Here is an 18170-nt window from a genome sequence, read left to right on the forward strand (position 1 = left end):
TAAGAACGACCTATGTCGGACAAACCAGCCTCGATGTACCGGGATATTGACAAGCCCGCCTACTCGCGACGCGAGTATATCACGGGCATCCCCGGTTCCAAGATTGCACAGCACGAGATGGGTGACAAGCAGACTGAGCCCGAAGATTACGCCGTCCAGATTTCGCTTGTTGTCGAGGAGTCCGTCCAGATTCGCCACGGCTCCCTTGAAGCAGCACGCCTATCGGCCAACCGCCATCTCATCAAAGAGTTTGGTGAAGGCAACTACCGGATGATTCTCCGGAAGTTCCCCCATCAGGTCATCAGGGAGAACAAACAGGCAACTGGTGCCGGTGCGGACCGTGTTTCTGACGGAATGCGCCAAGCCTTCGGTAAGATTGTTGGCACTGCTGCACGCATCCAGAGTGGTGAGCGACTGTTCACCGCATGGTGTACGGTCGACCAAGCCAAGGAAGTCAAAGAGGCCTACCGCCGTGCCTACAACAAGATTACGCCTCCTTGTCGCATCAAGGTCGAACGCGGCGAAGAACAGCTCGTCTCCTAATATCGCCTCATTTTTCGCCCTGAAAAACGACGGAAAGAATAATAACAGACAACGGAAAGTCCCTCACACCGGTTGATCTCAGATGCTTGTAACTGCACTCGGTGTGTTATCTCTTGTGCTTGGTACAGTCATCGCTTGGTACGCGCTTCGGTCGCTCGTTGTCGTCCCGAAACTGCTTCGGGCGGACGTAACCCCACCAGCCGATATCGAACCTGACAACTCCTTCGTTGTCTGTCGTGGGACCGCCACTGCCACGGACGACGCTGTCGCCAGCCCCTTTACTGGGACACGATGTGTCGGCTTCGAGTTCGCTGTGTCCGAACGCCAGCCCGGACCTCTCCCTCCTTGGTTTGTTGCGTCGATTGACGATGGCGTCTCGTCGATTCCGTTTCGACTCTCGGGCCAAGCGGGAGATATCGACGTTAATCCACCCTCGCGTCGTTTCTCGCTCGATACCAACGCGACAGTTATCAAAGCCGGCTCGAACGAGACACCTCCAAAACGAACCCAACAGTTCGTTGAGAAACACGACCGTCTCAACCCGGTAGCTGGATGGATTTCGATGATACCTGGAATGGGGACACGTCGGTACGTTGAGCGCCGTATTGACCCCAACGAGGAGTACCTGATTGCTGGCCAGACAGCACAGCGAAACGGCAAAACCGAGCTTACCGGGAACCTTGTTATTACCAATAAATCGCTGCGACAGTTTGTGCTTTCCCGTCTGAAACGTGCCGCGTTCCCCGCTCTTGTCGCCACTTTCTTTGTGGCTGTTGGTGGTGCACTACTCTTGGTCTAACCCAGAGGGCAGACACTCGATACTTTTGGACAACCCAACGCTATGGCTGCCGTAACTCTGACAGCCCATCAGGGTAGAACACACTGTTGCAGATAAGCCCGCCGGTAATGGCAATGGATTTGTACGGTGTCGAGAATCGGGAGTGGACCTCGTTGAGGCTCGGGGTGATGATTTTGTCCCGGCCCATGGCAAAGTTGATCCGCGACGACGCGAGGATTGAGGCGTTCGCTGAGGACGCTGTCGCCAGCAGGCCACCGAACAACATGGCGACGGCACCGACCGGTCCAAGAAGGCTGTCCGCAACCTCAACGACGGCAATCTCGTCGCCACCGATCCCGGCGATGAAGCCGGGTTCGAGGGACGCACTCATTACGGCTGACCGCGCCCGAGACACCGAGGATGAGCTGAATATACTCATCAAATCCGACCATGTAGAACGCCGAGGCGAACGCCAGCCCGAGCCAGTTCGCCCACCCGGCGACTGAGCCAAAGAGCGGACCAAGCGCATGGTTGACCTAAAAGTATGCCCCGCCAGATTTCGGCATTGCCGTCCCGAGTTCACTGGCAGACAACGCCGTCAGCAGTGCGATGACGCCGACGACGACGAACGCGGTCACCGCCCGATACGGCGGTCGTGACAGCTTCGCCTGGCAGGACGAAGATTCCCGCCCCGATCATGGTGCCGACTCCAATAGTCAGCGCCGCGAGTGGGCCCAGGTCTTTGGCGAGTTCTTGTTCACTCATTCGTTCGAGTCAGCACGTGGCAGGGCAATTACGGGCCGATCCGTGTCCGTGACAAGTTTAATCGAGATGTCGCCAGAGAGGAATCGTGTGAGTCGATTCCCCCCGCGGGGGCGGTACGCGATAGCGCTCGCTCCGACTTCGTCGGCGGCCTCGAAAATCGCTTTGGCGACATTTCGGCCGTAGGCCGTGTGATCGTCAGCGTTTGGAAACACGCTCTTGACGGCAGCATACGACTCTTCGGCGATTGATTCCGACTGCTCGACGGGTGTTTTGTCCGGCACACCGTCACCTTTTTCGATGACGTGCAAGGCGGTCACTCGAGCGGGCTGATACGGTTCGAGTGCAGTAGCCGTTGCCACTGCGTCTTCTTCGGTAGCAACTGGCAACAGAACGTGAGCAAGTATATCCTGGCCAGTGTTGGCGTCTGTACTGTTCATATCTGGCAGTGACACTCCGGTCTGTTAAGATTGGGTGTTCTGTGGGTTCGGCGGTAATCGCAATGTCATTTGGAACGATCATACCGTTGTCATTAATTGCTTTGTATATGTGGTCTTAGAAGACCGTTATTCCGATGGTGTCTTGCGATTTTGCTATGGTGAAATCGACTTCGCTTCTGGCATGTTGGTCACCTCAGGCTAGTGTAGACATTCTTATCCGATTTATCCGAAGTACGCGTGATGCAGACACAGCCAGCATGGATGGCCCTTCGCTGCTGAAAAAGCGTGTAAAATTCGCCGACCATAAATGATGAATTCTCTGAGCGGAGCGAAGACGTCGAAGAAGTAAGCGTCCTGGCGGAGATTTGAACTCGTGAAGACGGTCGGCCTTGCTCCGCCGCTGTGACTTCCCTGCTCAAATCTCCACGCGGCGTTACCTGCAGTATAGACTCCTCGCTACGCTCGTCGTATTGTGCTGCAAAGAAACGTCCTGGCGGAGATTTGAACTCCGGTCCCTGGCTCCGCAAGCCAAGAGGATAGTCCACTACCCTACCAGGACTCACTCATCCGTAATGTGCTACTGATTAAAGGGGTTACGATTCTCTTATCAGATGGTGCCACAATCAGCATTCTTATACGCGCCCGATACACAGTATCTTGTATGGCTGAGCGGGCAGGGCGGGACAATAATATCGATCTTTCGGAACTCGATAATGCATCCAACGTGTTACTATTGGTCCCGTCGTTGGGGAACCAGGGGCGAGAAGCTTCCCTGACGCTTCTTACACGAACACCGCCGGGTGAAACGAACGTTCTTTCGGTCACGTATACAGACACCGCTCAGGAGTGGGTAGATTTCTGGGACGACTTCGTGAACACAGAGCCAATCCGGGGTGGCGTCGTCGATATCGGTCAGCAAGATGGTGGCGTCGACGACCCTGTATGGGCGGTCAAGACTGTCGAAAACCCATCCGACCTAACTGGCATCGGTATCGAACTGAGTGAATTGCTCCAAACGATGGCCAGAGCCGCTCCCGATAGCGAGGAAATAGCGTTCTCTTTCGACTCAATCACGTCTCTCTTGCAGTACGCCGACCTCCAGCGTGCGTTTCGGTTTCTCCATGTTGTCACCGGGCGCGTCAAAACCGTTGACGGCACCGGATATTACCGGATCGACCCCGACGCCCACGACCGACAGACGCTGGCAACGCTGAAAGGACTATTTGATGCGGTCGTAGATGTCGACGAAGACGACAACTGGGAGATTCAGCAGTAAATAGCGAGCCAACGTCTTATATACGAAGCCGAACCATCCCCCGGTGATGCGACATTTACTGGAACCGTACAACAGCAAATGGCAACAGGGCAGTACAACAATTCCAACGACAACGCTTAAGCGGCGACCACTCCTGTATCCCGTACAGTAATGGGCGCGATTGAGGACATCTACGCAGATATCGATACGGACGTTCCTGAAGAGGAGTTCCGGGAGGCAATCGACGAGAAAGTCGAACAGATGGATGGGCTGGTCGACGAAGAAACAGCAGCTCAACTACTCGCACACGAACTTGCCGACAACGAAGTCGACACTATCGCAGACATCGAGCCAGCGATGGACGAGGTAAAATTCCTCGCCAAGGTGCGATCTGTTGGCGAGCTACGGACGTTCGACCGCGATGACGGAGAAGGACGAGTCATCAATGTCGAGGCTGCAGACGAGACGGGAAGTGTGCGTCTCGCGTTCTGGGACAAACAGGCTGAGGCAATCAGCTCTGGAGAACTTGATGAAGGGGTCGTGTTGCGTGTGATGGGGCGTCCCAAAGAAGGATACAATGGGCTGGAAGTAAGTGTCACCAAAGCTGAACCAGACGACAGCGTCGATATCGACGTTGCACTGGGTGGCGACAGCATCGACGCACTTAGGCTTGGACAGTCTGATGTCGCGCTCCGTGGGTTGGTTTTGGGGACCGACTCTGTGCGGACGTTCGACCGTGACGACGGCTCTGAAGGCCGTGTATCGAACCTTACACTCGGTGACGAGAGTGGTCGGATTCGCGTGACCCTGTGGGATGAACAGGCAGATCGTGCAAACGAACTCGACCCAGGAACAGCAGTCGAAGTCGTTGACGGATACGTCAAGGAGCGCGATGGCGACCTAGAGCTCCACGTCGGTGACAGGGGTGCGGTTGACGAAATCGACGAAGCTGTCGACTACGAACCCGAGACAACAGCAATCGAGCATGTGGCTATTGACGAGACAGTTGACATTGCAGGCGTTGTCCGCTCGACAGACCCCAAACGGACGTTCGACAGAGACGATGGCTCTGAGGGACAAGTTCGAAACGTCCGTCTGCAAGACGATACGGGTGATATCAGGGTTGCACTATGGGGTGAGAAAGCTGACCTCGATGTCGCCCCGGGTGACGAAATCCTCACTGCAGACGTCGAAATACAGGACGGCTGGCAAGACGACCTCGAAGCATCGGCCGGCTGGCAGTCGACGGTCGTTGTACTCGAAGACGCGGATACTGGTGTCGGTGATGGCCCAGTTGGTGCCACGGAACAGACTGCTACCGCGGCAAGCGATGATACGGCTGTTTCCGACGGCGGAGATGCTGGGCTTGACGCGTTTGCGGGCGATGAAACGCCCACTACGAGCGAGGCGACAAGCGAGGCCGACGGCGACACAGTCGAGTTTACCGGCACTGTCGTCCAGACGGGCGAGCCGGTCATTCTTGACGATGGAACAGAGACAATGAGTGTTGAGACTGATGCAACTGTTCGTCTCGGAGAAGAAATCACGGCCCGTGGAATGTACGACGGAGAAGTTCTTAATGCAGAGGATATTTTGTAACAGTTGTGTCATCGTTACACAACGCTTAAGATTACCACACCCCCGATGTGGCGTATGAGCGTTGAGTTACCGTTCGCCCCGGTTGACGACATCATCCGACGCAACGCCGACGGCTTGCGGGTCAGCGCCGGTGCGGCAGAAGAACTCGCACATCGTATCCAGGGTGAAGGGACTGAACGAGCCATTGTTGCGGCCGACCGCGCCGATGCAGATGGACGCAAGACGTTGATGGAGGCGGATTTTGGTGTCTCCTCCCTTCCTGATAAAGACACACTCAAACTCCCGATTGCGCCGGTCGACCGTGTAGCACGGCTGGACATTGACGACCGTTTTCGTGTCTCCATGGACGCTCGTATCGCCCTCACAGCCGAGCTAGAAGCATGGGCAGACACCGTCGCAACCGCGGCGGCAGCCCTTGCACGGCACGGTGACAGACGAACCGTCAAAGCTGAAGATATCCAAATGTACTTCGAACTCCACCAGTACTTCAAATGAACTTTGGCTACTGTGAGAGCTGCCTCCAACACGAGACAGGAAAGCGCCATCCTGAGAGCCCCGACCGCTTGCGAGCCATTCGTCAGGCGCTTGCAGAGAAACACGCAGTCGAGTATGTCGTCCCTGACTCGGTCAATCTTGAACGAGTCCACGCAGTCCACGATAAAGAGTACGTCGCGGAGTTTGAGGAGTTCTGTCAACAAGGTGGCGGTGACTGGGACGCAGATACGGTCGCCAGCGAGGAATCGTGGAAAGCTGCACTTGCAAGCGCTGGCATCGCCGAATGGGCCGCGATGGCTGCACTTGACGGAAAAGACGGTCGAGAGACGCCGTTTGCACTCGGTCGGCCACCAGGACACCACGCGGTCGAGGACGACGCCATGGGCTTTTGCTTTTTCAACAACGCCGCTATCGCCGCACGCTCGGTCATTGACCGAGGACGTGCCGACCGCGTCGCAATTCTTGACTGGGATGTCCACCACGGCAACGGCATCCAAGACATCTTTTATGATGATGAGTCGATTTTTTATGCTTCTATCCACGAGGACGGGCTCTATCCGGCTACCGGTACAATCGACGAAACCGGTACTGGAGAAGGCGAGGGCACGACGATGAACATCCCGTTCTCGCCCGGGACGACACAAAGTGCGTATCTTGCCGCGCTAACCGAACTTTTCGGCCCCGCCTTAGACGCGTTCGACCCGGACCTGTTGTTGATTAGTGCTGGCTTTGATGCCCATGAACATGACCCAATCTCCAGAATGCGCGTCTCCACCGAAGGGTACGGACTGCTAACCAAGCGTGTCCGACAAATTGCTGACGATACGGGGGCCGCTCTTGGGTTCGTGCTCGAAGGAGGGTATGGGCTCGATACACTCACAGCCAGCATCGGGATGGTCCACGAGGTATTCAGCGGCTATCAACCCGCACCCGACGATGGTGAAGTCTCAGACCCTGCGCGGGATGTTATCGACCAGGTTAAAGCGCAGGGATTCATCGGCGTTCCCGAGTAGCGCTGGACGGGGCCACCGCAACCACTTTTTTTATGAATAACCGAAGTCGTCAATGGTATACCCGATGACCCACAAGCGAGAACGATGACCGACGGAGGGTCCGGCGATGTCCTTGATACCAACGAGACGCCGTCCACGCCGCGCCAAAGCGACGGTGACGGGTCAGTCACGGTCGTCGGGACGGCACACGTCTCACACGAAAGCGTCGAGGAAGTCGAGCAGACAATTGCACAACGACAACCCGATGTTGTGGCAGTAGAGCTCGATGAGACGCGCTACAGACGGCTTAAAGGAGAATCGCCGGAAGATATCGACGCCGGAGAATTAATATCCGGCAAAACTGTGTATCAGTTCCTCGCCTACTGGATGTTATCGTACGTACAGGCTCGCTTGGGTGACCGGTTCGATATTGAACCCGGCGCGGATATGATGGCAGCTGTTGAATCCGCGGAGGAACACGGGAGCGGTGTCGCGTTGGTCGACCGGGATATCCAGCTGACGGTGCGTCGGCTCTGGTCCCGGATGCGCCTGCGCGAGAAGCTTGGTATTGTTGCTGCCTTGCTTGCCGAAATGGGTGGTCCCTGGACAGCCGGCCTTACTGTCGGCTTTTTCATCGGGACCATTGTGTCGATTATTGCCGGTGCGCTCGGTGGTCCGTTCTTTATCCCATCTGGGATTGAACTGGGCGTCCCGCTCATTGGCGGGATACTCAGTTCGTTACTTGGCCTTGCAGACGGACTCATCGTCGCAGGACTGGTCGCGTTCGCGATTGGACTGCCGATTGCAGCCCTCATCTCACGGTCGACCGAAGACCTCGAGGATGCAGAACTCGATATCGACCGGCTCACTGATGCCGATGTCGTAACGGCGATGATGGAAGAGTTTCGTCGGTTCTCGCCGGGAGGTGCAGAAGCACTTATCGACGAACGTGACGCATACATCGCCCACAAACTGGTTGCCCTGCGTGAAGCAGGCTACGATGTTGTTGCCATTGTCGGGGCGGGACACCGTGCGGGAATTGAGCAGTATCTCGAACACCCAGAGACGTTACCGCCAGCCGATTCCCTTGTCGACGAGCCAAGCCCAAGTCGGATACGGGCAATTGCGTACAAGGCAATTGGCTACGCGTTCACGCTCGGTTTCTTTGCATTCTTCGTCCTACTCGCAGTCGCTGGTGTACAGGGTGAGTTCCTGCTGAGAGTTTTCGGGGTCTGGTTCCTCGTCAACGGTATCGCGGCAGGCGTTCTTGCAAAAATTGCTGGGGCACACTGGACAAGCGCAAGCGTCGGCGGTGCGGTCGCATGGCTGACCAGTGTGAACCCGTTGCTCGCACCGGGCTGGTTCGCCGGGTACGTCGAACTCAAGTATACCAGCGTGAACGTTGCAGATATCAGCAAACTCAACGATATGCTCAGCGACGAGGAGCGACCGATGTCCACACTCGTCCGAGACATGCGTGATGAAGTTCCAACGTTCCGTCTTATCCTCATCGTGGCGATGACGAACCTCGGAAGCTTCCTCGCTAGCATCTTCTTTGCAACGGTGCTGTTGCCGTATCTTGCCTCCGATATTGGCGGGGTCACCGAACTCGGGCAACAGATGCTCAGCGGTGCTGAAGAGAGTGCACGTCTCATCTGGGAGACGCTGACGTAACAACAGACTGTGATACATATGTATGAGATAGCTGGCATCAAGTTCTACCGGGAGGAATTGCGCGATCTAGCAGTTGCCTGGCTGGCGCTCGGGGTCGCGTTTACGTTCTTTCTGGAAGGTGACTTTCTCAGGGGACAGCCAATCACGACGCCGAATCCGGCCATACTCGTGCGTGTGTTCTGTCTGAGCATGGTGACTGTCGGTACTGCTTTCCTGTTACACGAAATTTCTCATAAGGTCGTTGCGGTCCGCTTTGGACAGGTTGCAGCGTTTCGTGCCCAGTATAATATGCTGGCGCTGGCGGTTGCTTCCGGTATTGCAGGCTTTTTGTTTGCCGCACCGGGGGCAGTCCATCACCGTGGCCACATTACGCTTCGGGAAAACGGCCTTGTCGCCGTTGCAGGTCCGGTGACGAACCTGCTTCTCGCGGCTGTCTTTGTCATCCCGTTTCTCGTCGGGTCGGGCTTTATCGCTGAGTTGGGGTCGATGGGTGTTGTTATCAACCTCTTTCTTGGCGCGTTCAACATGGTTCCCGCCGGCCCACTTGATGGCAAGACTGTCTATCGGTGGAACAAAGCAGTATTTGCAGGAGTCTTTGCTGTCGCTGTCGGTTCCGGTCTCGCCTTCTTGTTGGTGTTTTTCCTCTAACGATTGCCCTAACTGTCTGTTTTGAATTACTGCGGTTCGGGTTTTGTGAGATCGCTGCTACTATTAGCTACCGGCAAACGGTGGGCTTTTGCCCACTCCCACCACTCTCACGACCATGAGCGAGGACGCGGACGAGACTGACTCGGAGGAGGGACTTACCTACGCAGAGACTGGCGTGGATATCGACAAAAGCGAGGCAGCAACACACGCGCTTATCGGCGCGGTTGGCGAGTTTGAAGGCGACTACGCGGGCCTTGTCGATATTGGTGACCAGTATCTTGCCCTGGCAACTGACGGCGTTGGAACGAAATTACTCGTTGCCGAGGCAATCGATGACTACTCCACCATCGGCATCGATTGTATTGCGATGAATGTCAACGACCTCGTCGCACAAGGGGTTGAACCCGTTGCATTCGTCGACTATCTTGCAGTCGAACAACCGGACGACGAAACTGCAACAGCAATTGGTGAGGGGCTCAGCCGGGGAGCCGAGCAGGCGACAGTCCAACTTATCGGTGGCGAGACAGCTGTCATGCCAGATGTAATCAAAGGGCTTGATATCGCTGGTGCGTGTGCTGGTCTCGCTCCGAAAGGAACGCTATTCCCCGGTGACGCCAGTCCAGGCGACGTACTCGTTGGCTGGCCCTCTAGTGGGGTTCACTCGAATGGGCTGACGTTGGCACGAGAGGCGGTGACGCGCGACCACGAGTATACGGACCCGTTCCCGCCCGAACCCGACAATACAATTGCAGAGACGCTACTGGAACCGACACGTATCTACACCGACTTGCTCGGACCGCTCCGCGAGCAAGAAACGCATGCGGCCGCACATGTCACTGGCGGCGGCTGGACGAACCTCACCCGGATGGGAGACCACCGGTATGAGATTACCGACCCATTTGCGGCCCAGCCAATCTTCGAGTTCGTCCAACGTGAGGGCAACATCGACGATGAGGAGATGCACCGAACGTTCAATATGGGGACTGGGTTCGTCGCTGCTATGCCGGAACGAGACGCTGAGGCTGTTCTGTCAGAAACTGAAGATGGGCGTCTTATCGGAAGCGTTGCCGAGTGTGATGAAGGCTGTGTCGAAGTACGTGAGTTACGCATCGCCTGACGCTCAGTCCGAGAAAAGACCAATAAAAGCAACCGACCACAAACAGTTACGTGATGGTCAAAACACCCCGTCTTTATGGGTACTGAGCACAGTTCCTATTTTTAGAAACCAGTTGTTTCTTATACCATCGCGTACCGACATAAATGGAGGAACGATTCATATCTGTGTTTAATTCACACGAAACACCGACAATCCCACAGTCAGAGCGTGATTCGGTCCGAGCGCTTGACTGCCCTCCTCGGCCGACTATCGTTAGCATCAGCGATATCCATGGCTTTCTCGGTGAGGCACGAAGCGCTCTTTTGACGCTTTCTGATCATCCTGACTACGACCCAATTGTCAAGACAGACCCAGCACGTCGACTGCACTGGGCAGGCGGCGAAGAGTATGTGCTAGTAATTAATGGCGACCTTATTGACAGAGGGCCACAAAGTGGCCGGGTTGTCGATATGGTTGACCGACTCATTGATGAAGCTCCGCGTGGGCACGTTCGGGTCACGGTTGGCAACCACGAAATGGGGGTATTGAACCAGGAACTGTACGGCTGGTCGGATTGGTATGCCGGGCAGCGGAGCCAAGACGAACGTCGTGCGTTCATGGATGCGGTTCTCGATGGCCACGTCGTCGCGGCCTACGAAGGGTATACTGTCACGTATGCCCATGCTGGTCAACCCGAGCCATACGAGATTAAGACGGTAAATGACGACCTCATCGACGGTGTCCAGCAGTTACAGGACAAACTTGGCGAACCCGAGGCAACGGAAAAACAGCGTGAACTCCTCGAAGAACATCCACAAGTGTTTGGCTTCGGGAACGAACATTCCCGAGGGCCAGGAGCAGGAATTACATGGCTTGACTTTGAATATATGCCCAGCGACGCCCCACCACAGATCGTTGGTCACAGCCGACATGATGCGCCGACTCGGCGTGGGGATGTCATTTGTGAGAATGTTATCCGCTCAAACCGCCGCGAGGATGGTGGTGAAGCGGTTCTTGTCGAGACACCCGAATCGATTACTGCATTGGGACGAACAGCTGACGGAAGTGTTGATACACACACATTCTCTTTTCCGAACCGGGACAATTCTGCCTAGCTACTTGGGCACAGATACTCAGGAGAGATAGCGTGCGATATCTGCCTCGGTGATGATACCGACGGTCTCTCCGGCTTCAACAACGAGTACAGCATCGTTATGGTCGAGATGAGCGTCGACAGTGTCGAGCAGGGCATCAGGCTCGACGATACTAATGGCCTCTCGCATTACCTCCGCAACCGGAAGGTCACCGACATTTCCTTCGGAGCGATGTCTAATATCTGATGTTCCGATTAGTCCCTCGGGAGTTCCCTCGCGTACCACAGGAACCTGCGAGAACCCTCGTTCGTTCATCATCTCTGTCGTTTTGTGGACGCTATCGTCGGGGGCAACACTTGTTACCGGTGCGTTCATCAGGTCTTTTGCCCGGTTGAGTCCACCCTCTGCCTCTTCTAATGCATTGACAATGCGCCTGAGCGTTGAGAGTCGTGGGTCAACATCTCCGCCTTCGATACGTGCAACCAGCGGCTGTGAGACTGACGCGCTCTCGGCTAACTCGCTCTGTGTGAGGTCGAGCTCAAGCCGACGCTCGCGTAGCTCCTCTGGCGTTGGGAGTTCCATACCCTTCGATAACTTGCAGTAATATATAAAAGTATCGACCGTTGTCTGGCGATGGGAGTCAGCCAGATTCCTCTTCGTCGTCGATTTCGAGGGTTTCGATGACCGTCAGTGGGACATCCCGCAGTGCTCCCCCAATATCGCTTTTGGCGATACGTTCGGCGTGTTCGTCACTCTCGGCGTTGAAGACTTTCATCTCGAGCATGAGTCCGACCAGCGATGTGTCTGCGGCAATAAACGCGGAGTCGAAGGGCTCAGCACAGGCGGGACACTCCGTGAAGCCGACTTCAACTTCCACGTAGTCCATATCTTCCTCGTTAAGACGCTTGCCAGCTTCGCTCACTGCGACACCAATGGCGTCGTCAATGTCATCGACGTCGTGAACCAGCCAGGCCGCTTCCAACACAACACGATAGTTCATAGCCTAACTATACTGGGGCACATACTCGTCCTTTTTGATTTCATTCCGCGAGTTGTCCAAGCGTACGTCACAAAAATTATCGCCATAACTTATACAGACATGGTCTCGGTGTAACCCTTTTCTTCTCTGCATATTGAGATCCTCTTGCATTTCATTTTGTATGGGACGCTATCTTTGGTAGATCATACAAAACACAATGCTGATCGGTGATAGCGGGGCTGTACGACTACACAGCTGATGAGAACTGCTACCCAAGGCTTATATATACGAACTCTCTGGTCAGGTGTATAAGACGATGCAACGCCTGTACAATGCACTGCTGTTGACGCTGTACCAACTAACGCTACTCACCGGCATCGCGCTACTGCCGGTCGCACTGCTCACGCGCCGTGTTGGCGTCACCCTCCCAATAGACCGCGCAGTCCTCCGCCTCAAGGAGGCCTACGAGGCACAGACATCGACAGGACAGTAGCCCGATTCGATACTCAACTCCCAGCCGTATTTTCTCGAACGAGAACCTTATTACGTCACCGGCCGCTACTGAGGTATATGCACGACCAATCGTTCGGCTCCGACGTTTCACCAGGTAAGCACATGGCCGGGCGCTACGACACAGAACCGTACGAGCCCGAGCTGGGTTCTCTCCCGAACGGTGACCGGGACGAAGAAGCTGTCAACAAGACTGGAACGACGACAATCGGCATTTCTACCGATGAGGGTGTTGTCATCGCTACAGACATGCGAGCCAGCCTTGGCGGCCGCTTTGTTTCAAACAAGAATGTCCAGAAAGTCGAACAGATTCACCCGAACGCGGCGCTGACACTCGTCGGGAGTGTCGGCGGTGCACAGTCCTTTATTCGTACACTGCGCTCGGAGGTCAACCTCTATGAGGCACGCCGCGGCAAGGAAATGAGCATGCAAGCGCTTTCGACACTTGCGGGCAATTTCGCCCGCGGTGGCCCGTTCCTCGCGATCAATCCGATTCTTGGCGGTGTTGACGACGAGGGCAGCCACGTTTACAGCATTGACCCCGCTGGCGGTGTCATGAAAGACGATTACACGATTACTGGCTCCGGCCTCACCGTTGCCTACGGGACGCTCGAAGACCGCTACGAACCGGACATGTCGCTTGACGAGGCACAGCGGGCTGCTGGCGCAGGTATCAAAGCTGCTGCCGAGCGTGACACTGGCTCCGGAAACGGGATTTACGTCGCAAAGGTCACCACTGACGGCGTGGAAATTACCGATTACGGACTCGACGAACTCGACGTCTAATCGGTCCTTTTTATTCTGTTTTCGAAAGCACCAGCGCCACGCTTAGGTCGTTTCAATACCTATACCCTGTATGGAGTGGCTGTTACTCAGCATCTTGATTGGCTTCCCGCTTTTGGCACTTGCTGCCGGGGCGGCGTACGTCTACTCTGATGCACTCGACCACGACATGGAGCCACGAAAGTGGGCGGCTCTGGCGTTTTTCGTGCCGTTTTTCGGGTTTTTTGCGTATCTGTTCGAGCGTGACGAACAGAACTTGGACACGAGCGACCGCGAGGAGATGTTCACAGATGGCCCGTTCCAGATTCACAAGTCGCGTGCCCAGGAGACACCCCTTGCACGGACCGAAGACGAGGACGGTGCTGAAGATACGTACCGGGACGACAGTTAACAGGGCGGCTGGACTCAGTGCGGCCAACAACTGCGTCGATGTGACTGGTTATAACGGGAACAAGAGTCTAACATCGGTGTGATTTAATCCCACCAAAGCGTTTTACTTGATAATGAGCGTTCAAGAGGAGTTTGACCAATGGGCTCAGACAGGCAAGGATAGAGGCATGGAAGAGCGACACTGGCACACTGCCAAACACGCGCTTGCACGGATGCCGGTCGAGTCCGGCGAAACGGTACTTGACCTCGGGACTGGTTCAGGGTACGCTCTCCGAGCACTCCGTGAAACCAGAGATGTCGGCCAAAGTGTGGGTCTCGATGGCTCCCCACAGATGGTCTACAACGCCAGAGAGTACACTGACGACGAGTTACTACGGTTTGTTGGTGGTGATTTTCATACACTCCCATTCGCCGACAATAGCGTCCACCACGTCTGGTCGATGGAAGCGTTCTACTACTCACAGCGTCCCGGCCAAGTGTTGCGCGAAATCCGGCGGATACTCCGTCCAGGTGGCACCTTCTACTGTGCGGTCAACTTCTTCGAGGAATCTCGATACACCCACGAATGGCAAGATCGCATCGAGGTTGAGATGCAACTATGGAACAAAGAACAGTACCGCGAGGCATTCCGTGAGGCTGGCCTTCACGTCGCTGAACAAGATACCATACCAGATCAGGAAATCGAAATACCGCCCGAATCGGAGTTCCCAACCGAAAACTGGGACAGTCGGGAGGCAATGGTTGACCGGTATCGAACCTACGGAACGCTGCTGACTGTCGGTGTTGCTCCGTAAACGAGGCTGACGTATACGATTCTCAGTCGTCAGCGTGCTTTGCGTTTGGGTGAACTTGGCTGCTTTCGGACCCGTTGAATTTTGCTTGGGCGTAGGCGAACGTCGTCGACACGACGAGTAGTCCAAATATCATCTGTGCCGCGAACTGGTGCATCATTGACGCGGCGACGCCAAAGTTGAGTACTGTGTTCGCGCCGAAGAAGACTTGGACTGGCAGGAATACAACTGCAAGCGACGTTGAGAACTTGAGGATCCGACCCCGGTCGCGTCGCCATGCCATAATCGCACCACCAAGAATCATAAAGCCAACAATCATGGCCACGAGGCGGTGGAACCATTCGACGAAACTCAGCCAGTTGGCTGGGAACAGGCCCATCCAGCCGTCACAGAGCGGCCACCGAGCTTCACAGGTAAGTCCTGCGCCGATTTTCCCGGTGTACACGCCCAGCAGTATCAGGAAGAAGGTACTCACTGTCGTGGTCGCCAAGTAGTGGCGAATGGGAACGCGCATACGCGGATATTCGTGTGCACCTATTTCAAAGGCTTCATTCTTCCCGTCCGGTGAGAACGAGTTTGTCACCCCCTACTAGCTACTCCGCCCTGCGTCTGGCCGAGAGTCTCTCTACAATTCGGCAATTGACGAAGGTATCTTCGATGCTCTTTTTGTGACGGCCTCGGTGGTTTCTGGTCATGGGACTCGACGAGGATGCACTTGACTATCACAGCTCGGAACCGCCGGGAAAACTCGAAATATCGACGACAAAACCGACGAACACGCAGCGTGATTTGAGCCTCGCATACTCGCCGGGGGTTGCTGCACCCTGTCGCGCGATTGACGACAACCCCGAAGACGCGTACAACTACACGGCAAAAGGAAATCTCGTCGGTGTTGTCTCCGACGGAAGCGCAACTCTTGGTCTCGGTGATATTGGACCACAGGCGTGTAAACCAGTCATGGAGGGCAAAGGTGTCCTGTTTAAGCGGTTTGCCGATATCGATGTCTTTGACATCGAACTTGACCACGACTCGACGGAAGCGATGATTCAGTCGATTCGGGCAATGGAACCAACGTTTGGCGGTATCAATCTCGAAGATATTGCTGCCCCTGCATGCTTCGAGATTGAGGAGACGCTACGCGAGGAGACCGATATTCCCGTCTTCCATGACGACCAGCACGGAACGGCTATTATCTCTGGTGCTGCACTACTGAATGCGGCTGACATCACCGATAAGGACCTCGATGACCTCGATATCGTCTTCTCGGGTGCCGGTGCAAGCGCGATTGCTTCTGCCCGGTTTTATGCCTCGCTCGGTGCAGACAAGGACCGAATCACGATGTGTGATTCAACTGGCATTATCACCGAACAGCGTGCCAACGCGGGCGAAGTTAACCAGTACAAAGAAGAGTTCGCTCGCGACGCCCCAGAGGGCGACCTTGCCGACGCGATGGAAGATGCTGACGTGTTTGTCGGCCTCTCTATTGGCGGTATCGTCGACCAGGAGATGATCCAGTCGATGGCCGACAACCCGATTATTTTCGCGATGGCCAACCCAGACCCCGAAATTGGCTATCAGGAGGCCAAAGAAGCACGCAAAGATACCGTTATCGTCGCCACTGGCCGGTCTGACTACCCCAATCAGGTGAACAACGTGCTTGGCTTCCCATTCATCTTCCGTGGCGCGCTTGACGCTGGTGCAACGGAAATCAACGAAGAGATGAAAGTCGCCGCTGCGCGGGCACTTGCGGACCTTTCCCGAGAAGACGTACCCGACGCGGTGGTCAAGGCTTATGGCGATGAACCGCTGCAGTTTGGCCCAGACTACATCATCCCGAAACCGCTTGACCCACGGGTGTTATTCGAGGTGGCTCCGGCAGTCGCACAGGCTGCAATCGAGAGCGGCTGTGCCCGACGGGAGCTCGACCCTGCCGACCACCGTGAGCAACTAGAGGCTCGCTTGGGCAAGTCCCGAGAGATGATGCGGGTCGTCTTGAACAAGGCAAAGAGTGACCCCAAACGACTCGTATTGGCCGAAGGGGACGACGAGAAGATGGTCAGGGCAGCCTACCAGATTGCCGAGCAGGGTATCGGCTCCCCAATCCTCCTCGGTGACCAAGACGAAATCTGGGCAATCATGGAGGAGTTGGGACTTGACTTTTCGCCCGAGATTGTCGACCCGGACCAAGACAATCTGGATGCCTATGCCGACCGTCTCTATGAACTCCGACAGCGCGAAGGAATCACTCGTCGCGAAGCCGAGGAACTCATCACGGATGGCAATCATCTCGGGAGTGTCATGGTCGAAGTTGGCGATGCGGATGCTATGCTCACCGGCCTGATGCATCACTACCCTGAGGCACTCCGGCCCCCACTACAGATTATCGGTACTGCTGATGACGCTAACTACGCCGCCGGCGTCTACATGCTAACGTTCAAGAACCGCGTTATCTTCTGTGCCGACGCTACCGTCAATCAAGACCCTGACGAGGAAGTTCTCGCCGAAGTCACCCAACACACAGCCAAAATAGCACGCCGATTCAACATCGAACCGCGCGCGGCGCTCCTGTCGTACTCCGACTTTGGCAGCGTCGACAATCAGGGCACCCGGAAGGTTCGTGACGCTGCGACACAGCTCCGGGGCGACCCGACTATCGACTTCGCTGTCGACGGTGAGATGCAGGCCGACACAGCGCTCGTCGAGGACATTCTTACTGACTCCTACGAATTCTCAGATCTTGAGGAGCCAGCGAACGTCCTCGTGTTCCCCAACCTCGAAGCTGGCAACATCGGCTACAAACTACTCCAGCGCCTCGGTGGCGCAGAGGCAATCGGTCCAATGCTCGTTGGGATGGACGAGCCTGTCCACGTTCTCCAACGTGGTGACGAGGTCAAAGATATTGTAAACCTCGCAGGTGTTGCTGTCGTCGACGCACAGGAACAGTAGTTACTCACTCGCTGTCTGGTCGGATGCGTGACTGACGACTGATTTCGCTTTTAGTGCTTTTGTCTGTTCGTTGACTTCGGAATCAACTGGTGGATTTAGGTACAACGCATCAGCGACGAGTAATGCATTTATCAATGCGCTCCCGCCGATAGCGACGTAGCCTGGTACCGACAATACAACAGCGAGGCCCATACCAAGCCCAAGCAGTAGCGCAATCGCAGCGAGTAACAGGTCGTACCGCGATAACTGACCACGCAATTGGTCCCAGACACTCACTTTCTCACGGTGCTCACTGATGTCACTAACTACCATTTCTATGCTCCCTCCAATCTGTATCTCTGTTGGTTGTCCCACTTAAAATTTTCTTCAGTGACGTTTGTAATGTCAGATAAGAT

20 protein-coding genes, 1 tRNA gene and 1 pseudogene are annotated in these 18170 nt (G+C 55.5%); 15 read left to right on the forward strand and 7 right to left on the reverse strand.

The genetic code is table 11. The features are described from left to right. Window positions 1-12: 12 nt before the first annotated feature. Window positions 13-543, forward strand: a complete 531-nt coding sequence (locus N5098_RS04880) for a 50S ribosomal protein L16 (RefSeq protein WP_267636601.1) — start codon at window positions 13-15, stop codon at window positions 541-543. Window positions 544-625: 82 nt separating this feature from the next. Continuing rightward, complete coding sequence (locus tag N5098_RS04885; RefSeq protein WP_267636602.1) at window positions 626-1342, forward strand: hypothetical protein; 717 nt, start codon at window positions 626-628, stop codon at window positions 1340-1342. Window positions 1343-1433: 91 nt separating this feature from the next. On the opposite strand, the pseudogene N5098_RS04890 reads toward N5098_RS04885, so the two are convergent. The 3 genes and pseudogenes from N5098_RS04890 to N5098_RS04900 all read right to left on the reverse strand — a co-directional run. Then, window positions 1434-2086 (reverse strand): annotated as a pseudogene (locus N5098_RS04890) (APC family permease); the annotation flags it as partial. Then, on the reverse strand, window positions 2083-2523 hold the full coding sequence (locus tag N5098_RS04895) for a universal stress protein (protein ID WP_267636603.1): 441 nt from the start codon (window positions 2521-2523) through the stop codon (window positions 2083-2085). The gene N5098_RS04895 and the pseudogene N5098_RS04890, both read right to left, overlap by 4 nt. 486 nt (window positions 2524-3009) lie before the next feature. Beyond that, window positions 3010-3082, reverse strand: a tRNA-Arg gene (locus N5098_RS04900). Window positions 3083-3184: 102 nt separating this feature from the next. On the opposite strand from N5098_RS04900, the gene N5098_RS04905 reads away from it, so the two are divergent. The 8 genes from N5098_RS04905 to N5098_RS04940 all read left to right on the forward strand — a co-directional run bounded on the left by N5098_RS04905 (window position 3185) and on the right by N5098_RS04940 (window position 11397). Further along, complete coding sequence (locus N5098_RS04905; protein ID WP_267636604.1) at window positions 3185-3799, forward strand: DUF7504 family protein; 615 nt, start codon at window positions 3185-3187, stop codon at window positions 3797-3799. Window positions 3800-3949: 150 nt separating this feature from the next. After that, window positions 3950-5377: a single-stranded DNA binding protein gene (locus N5098_RS04910; RefSeq protein ID WP_267636605.1), complete on the forward strand. Its 1428-nt coding sequence runs from the start codon at window positions 3950-3952 to the stop codon at window positions 5375-5377. 54 nt (window positions 5378-5431) lie between these two features. Beyond that, window positions 5432-5872, forward strand: a complete 441-nt coding sequence (locus N5098_RS04915; protein ID WP_267636606.1) for a histone — start codon at window positions 5432-5434, stop codon at window positions 5870-5872. After that, on the forward strand, window positions 5869-6885 hold the full coding sequence (locus N5098_RS04920; protein ID WP_267636607.1) for a histone deacetylase family protein: 1017 nt from the start codon (window positions 5869-5871) through the stop codon (window positions 6883-6885). The genes N5098_RS04915 and N5098_RS04920 overlap by 4 nt, the downstream gene beginning before the upstream one ends. An 84-nt stretch (window positions 6886-6969) precedes the next feature. Then, window positions 6970-8538 (forward strand): TraB/GumN family protein, encoded by a 1569-nt coding sequence (locus N5098_RS04925; RefSeq protein WP_267636608.1) that lies wholly within the window; start codon window positions 6970-6972, stop codon window positions 8536-8538. 18 nt (window positions 8539-8556) lie between these two features. Then, window positions 8557-9186, forward strand: a complete 630-nt coding sequence (locus N5098_RS04930; protein WP_267636609.1) for a zinc metalloprotease — start codon at window positions 8557-8559, stop codon at window positions 9184-9186. 115 nt (window positions 9187-9301) lie between these two features. Further along, window positions 9302-10303, forward strand: a complete 1002-nt coding sequence (gene purM / locus N5098_RS04935) for a phosphoribosylformylglycinamidine cyclo-ligase (protein ID WP_267636610.1) — start codon at window positions 9302-9304, stop codon at window positions 10301-10303. A gap of 143 nt (window positions 10304-10446) precedes the next feature. Further along, a complete protein-coding gene (locus tag N5098_RS04940; RefSeq protein ID WP_267636611.1) occupies window positions 10447-11397 on the forward strand; it encodes a metallophosphoesterase in 951 nt (316 codons plus the stop codon). A gap of 18 nt (window positions 11398-11415) precedes the next feature. Here the strand turns inward: N5098_RS04940 and N5098_RS04945 are convergent, their stop codons facing one another. Together N5098_RS04945 and N5098_RS04950 are read right to left on the reverse strand one after the other, a co-directional pair. After that, entirely contained in the window at window positions 11416-11958 is a 543-nt protein-coding gene (locus N5098_RS04945) for a CBS domain-containing protein (protein WP_267636612.1), read from the reverse strand. Window positions 11959-12016: 58 nt separating this feature from the next. Further along, a complete protein-coding gene (locus N5098_RS04950; RefSeq protein ID WP_267636613.1) occupies window positions 12017-12376 on the reverse strand; it encodes a DUF555 domain-containing protein in 360 nt (119 codons plus the stop codon). Window positions 12377-12671: 295 nt separating this feature from the next. On the opposite strand from N5098_RS04950, the gene N5098_RS04955 reads away from it, so the two are divergent. From N5098_RS04955 to N5098_RS04970, 4 genes are all read left to right on the forward strand, one after another. Next, window positions 12672-12848 carry a hypothetical protein gene (locus N5098_RS04955; RefSeq protein ID WP_267636614.1) on the forward strand — a complete coding sequence of 59 codons (177 nt, stop codon included), beginning with the start codon at window positions 12672-12674 and terminating at the stop codon, window positions 12846-12848. Window positions 12849-12925: 77 nt separating this feature from the next. Then, the gene (psmB, locus tag N5098_RS04960; protein ID WP_267636616.1) at window positions 12926-13651 is read left to right on the forward strand and encodes an archaeal proteasome endopeptidase complex subunit beta; all 726 of its coding nucleotides are present in this window, start codon (window positions 12926-12928) and stop codon (window positions 13649-13651) included. Window positions 13652-13721: 70 nt separating this feature from the next. Further along, entirely contained in the window at window positions 13722-14039 is a 318-nt protein-coding gene (locus N5098_RS04965) for a hypothetical protein (RefSeq protein WP_267636617.1), read from the forward strand. A 112-nt stretch (window positions 14040-14151) separates the two neighbouring features. Next, complete coding sequence (locus N5098_RS04970) at window positions 14152-14832, forward strand: class I SAM-dependent methyltransferase (RefSeq protein WP_267636618.1); 681 nt, start codon at window positions 14152-14154, stop codon at window positions 14830-14832. 22 nt (window positions 14833-14854) lie between these two features. Here the strand turns inward: N5098_RS04970 and N5098_RS04975 are convergent, their stop codons facing one another. Continuing rightward, complete coding sequence (locus tag N5098_RS04975; RefSeq protein ID WP_267636619.1) at window positions 14855-15343, reverse strand: COX15/CtaA family protein; 489 nt, start codon at window positions 15341-15343, stop codon at window positions 14855-14857. 179 nt (window positions 15344-15522) lie between these two features. On the opposite strand from N5098_RS04975, the gene N5098_RS04980 reads away from it, so the two are divergent. Then, window positions 15523-17775 carry an NADP-dependent malic enzyme gene (locus N5098_RS04980; RefSeq protein WP_267636620.1) on the forward strand — a complete coding sequence of 751 codons (2253 nt, stop codon included), beginning with the start codon at window positions 15523-15525 and terminating at the stop codon, window positions 17773-17775. Here N5098_RS04980 and N5098_RS04985 read toward each other — a convergent pair whose 3' ends face one another. Further along, entirely contained in the window at window positions 17776-18087 is a 312-nt protein-coding gene (locus tag N5098_RS04985; protein ID WP_267636621.1) for a DUF8015 family protein, read from the reverse strand. Between the last annotated feature and the right edge of the window lie 83 nt (window positions 18088-18170).

The sequence above is a fragment of the Halovenus rubra genome, assembly GCF_026586665.1.
In the GTDB taxonomy this organism is placed as follows: Archaea; Halobacteriota; Halobacteria; order Halobacteriales; family Haloarculaceae; genus Halovenus; species Halovenus rubra.

What these genes read in the sequence shown, in the direction of transcription:
- N5098_RS04965 (WP_267636617.1), top strand. Translation starts at nt 13,722, where the DNA reads ATGGAGTGGCTGTTACTCAGCATCTTGATTGGCTTCCCGCTTTTGGCA.
- N5098_RS04910 (WP_267636605.1), top strand. Translation starts at nt 3,950, where the DNA reads ATGGGCGCGATTGAGGACATCTACGCAGATATCGATACGGACGTTCCT.
- N5098_RS04975 (WP_267636619.1), bottom strand. Translation starts at nt 15,343, where the DNA reads ATGCGCGTTCCCATTCGCCACTACTTGGCGACCACGACAGTGAGTACC.
- N5098_RS04885 (WP_267636602.1), top strand. Translation starts at nt 626, where the DNA reads ATGCTTGTAACTGCACTCGGTGTGTTATCTCTTGTGCTTGGTACAGTC.
- N5098_RS04940 (WP_267636611.1), top strand. Translation starts at nt 10,447, where the DNA reads ATGGAGGAACGATTCATATCTGTGTTTAATTCACACGAAACACCGACA.
- N5098_RS04950 (WP_267636613.1), bottom strand. Translation starts at nt 12,376, where the DNA reads ATGAACTATCGTGTTGTGTTGGAAGCGGCCTGGCTGGTTCACGACGTC.
- N5098_RS04985 (WP_267636621.1), bottom strand. Translation starts at nt 18,087, where the DNA reads ATGGTAGTTAGTGACATCAGTGAGCACCGTGAGAAAGTGAGTGTCTGG.
- N5098_RS04895 (WP_267636603.1), bottom strand. Translation starts at nt 2,523, where the DNA reads ATGAACAGTACAGACGCCAACACTGGCCAGGATATACTTGCTCACGTT.
- N5098_RS04970 (WP_267636618.1), top strand. Translation starts at nt 14,152, where the DNA reads ATGAGCGTTCAAGAGGAGTTTGACCAATGGGCTCAGACAGGCAAGGAT.
- N5098_RS04915 (WP_267636606.1), top strand. Translation starts at nt 5,432, where the DNA reads ATGAGCGTTGAGTTACCGTTCGCCCCGGTTGACGACATCATCCGACGC.
- psmB (WP_267636616.1), top strand. Translation starts at nt 12,926, where the DNA reads ATGCACGACCAATCGTTCGGCTCCGACGTTTCACCAGGTAAGCACATG.
- N5098_RS04955 (WP_267636614.1), top strand. Translation starts at nt 12,672, where the DNA reads ATGCAACGCCTGTACAATGCACTGCTGTTGACGCTGTACCAACTAACG.
- N5098_RS04920 (WP_267636607.1), top strand. Translation starts at nt 5,869, where the DNA reads ATGAACTTTGGCTACTGTGAGAGCTGCCTCCAACACGAGACAGGAAAG.
- N5098_RS04945 (WP_267636612.1), bottom strand. Translation starts at nt 11,958, where the DNA reads ATGGAACTCCCAACGCCAGAGGAGCTACGCGAGCGTCGGCTTGAGCTC.
- purM (WP_267636610.1), top strand. Translation starts at nt 9,302, where the DNA reads ATGAGCGAGGACGCGGACGAGACTGACTCGGAGGAGGGACTTACCTAC.
- N5098_RS04925 (WP_267636608.1), top strand. Translation starts at nt 6,970, where the DNA reads ATGACCGACGGAGGGTCCGGCGATGTCCTTGATACCAACGAGACGCCG.
- N5098_RS04880 (WP_267636601.1), top strand. Translation starts at nt 13, where the DNA reads ATGTCGGACAAACCAGCCTCGATGTACCGGGATATTGACAAGCCCGCC.
- N5098_RS04980 (WP_267636620.1), top strand. Translation starts at nt 15,523, where the DNA reads ATGGGACTCGACGAGGATGCACTTGACTATCACAGCTCGGAACCGCCG.
- N5098_RS04930 (WP_267636609.1), top strand. Translation starts at nt 8,557, where the DNA reads ATGTATGAGATAGCTGGCATCAAGTTCTACCGGGAGGAATTGCGCGAT.
- N5098_RS04905 (WP_267636604.1), top strand. Translation starts at nt 3,185, where the DNA reads ATGGCTGAGCGGGCAGGGCGGGACAATAATATCGATCTTTCGGAACTC.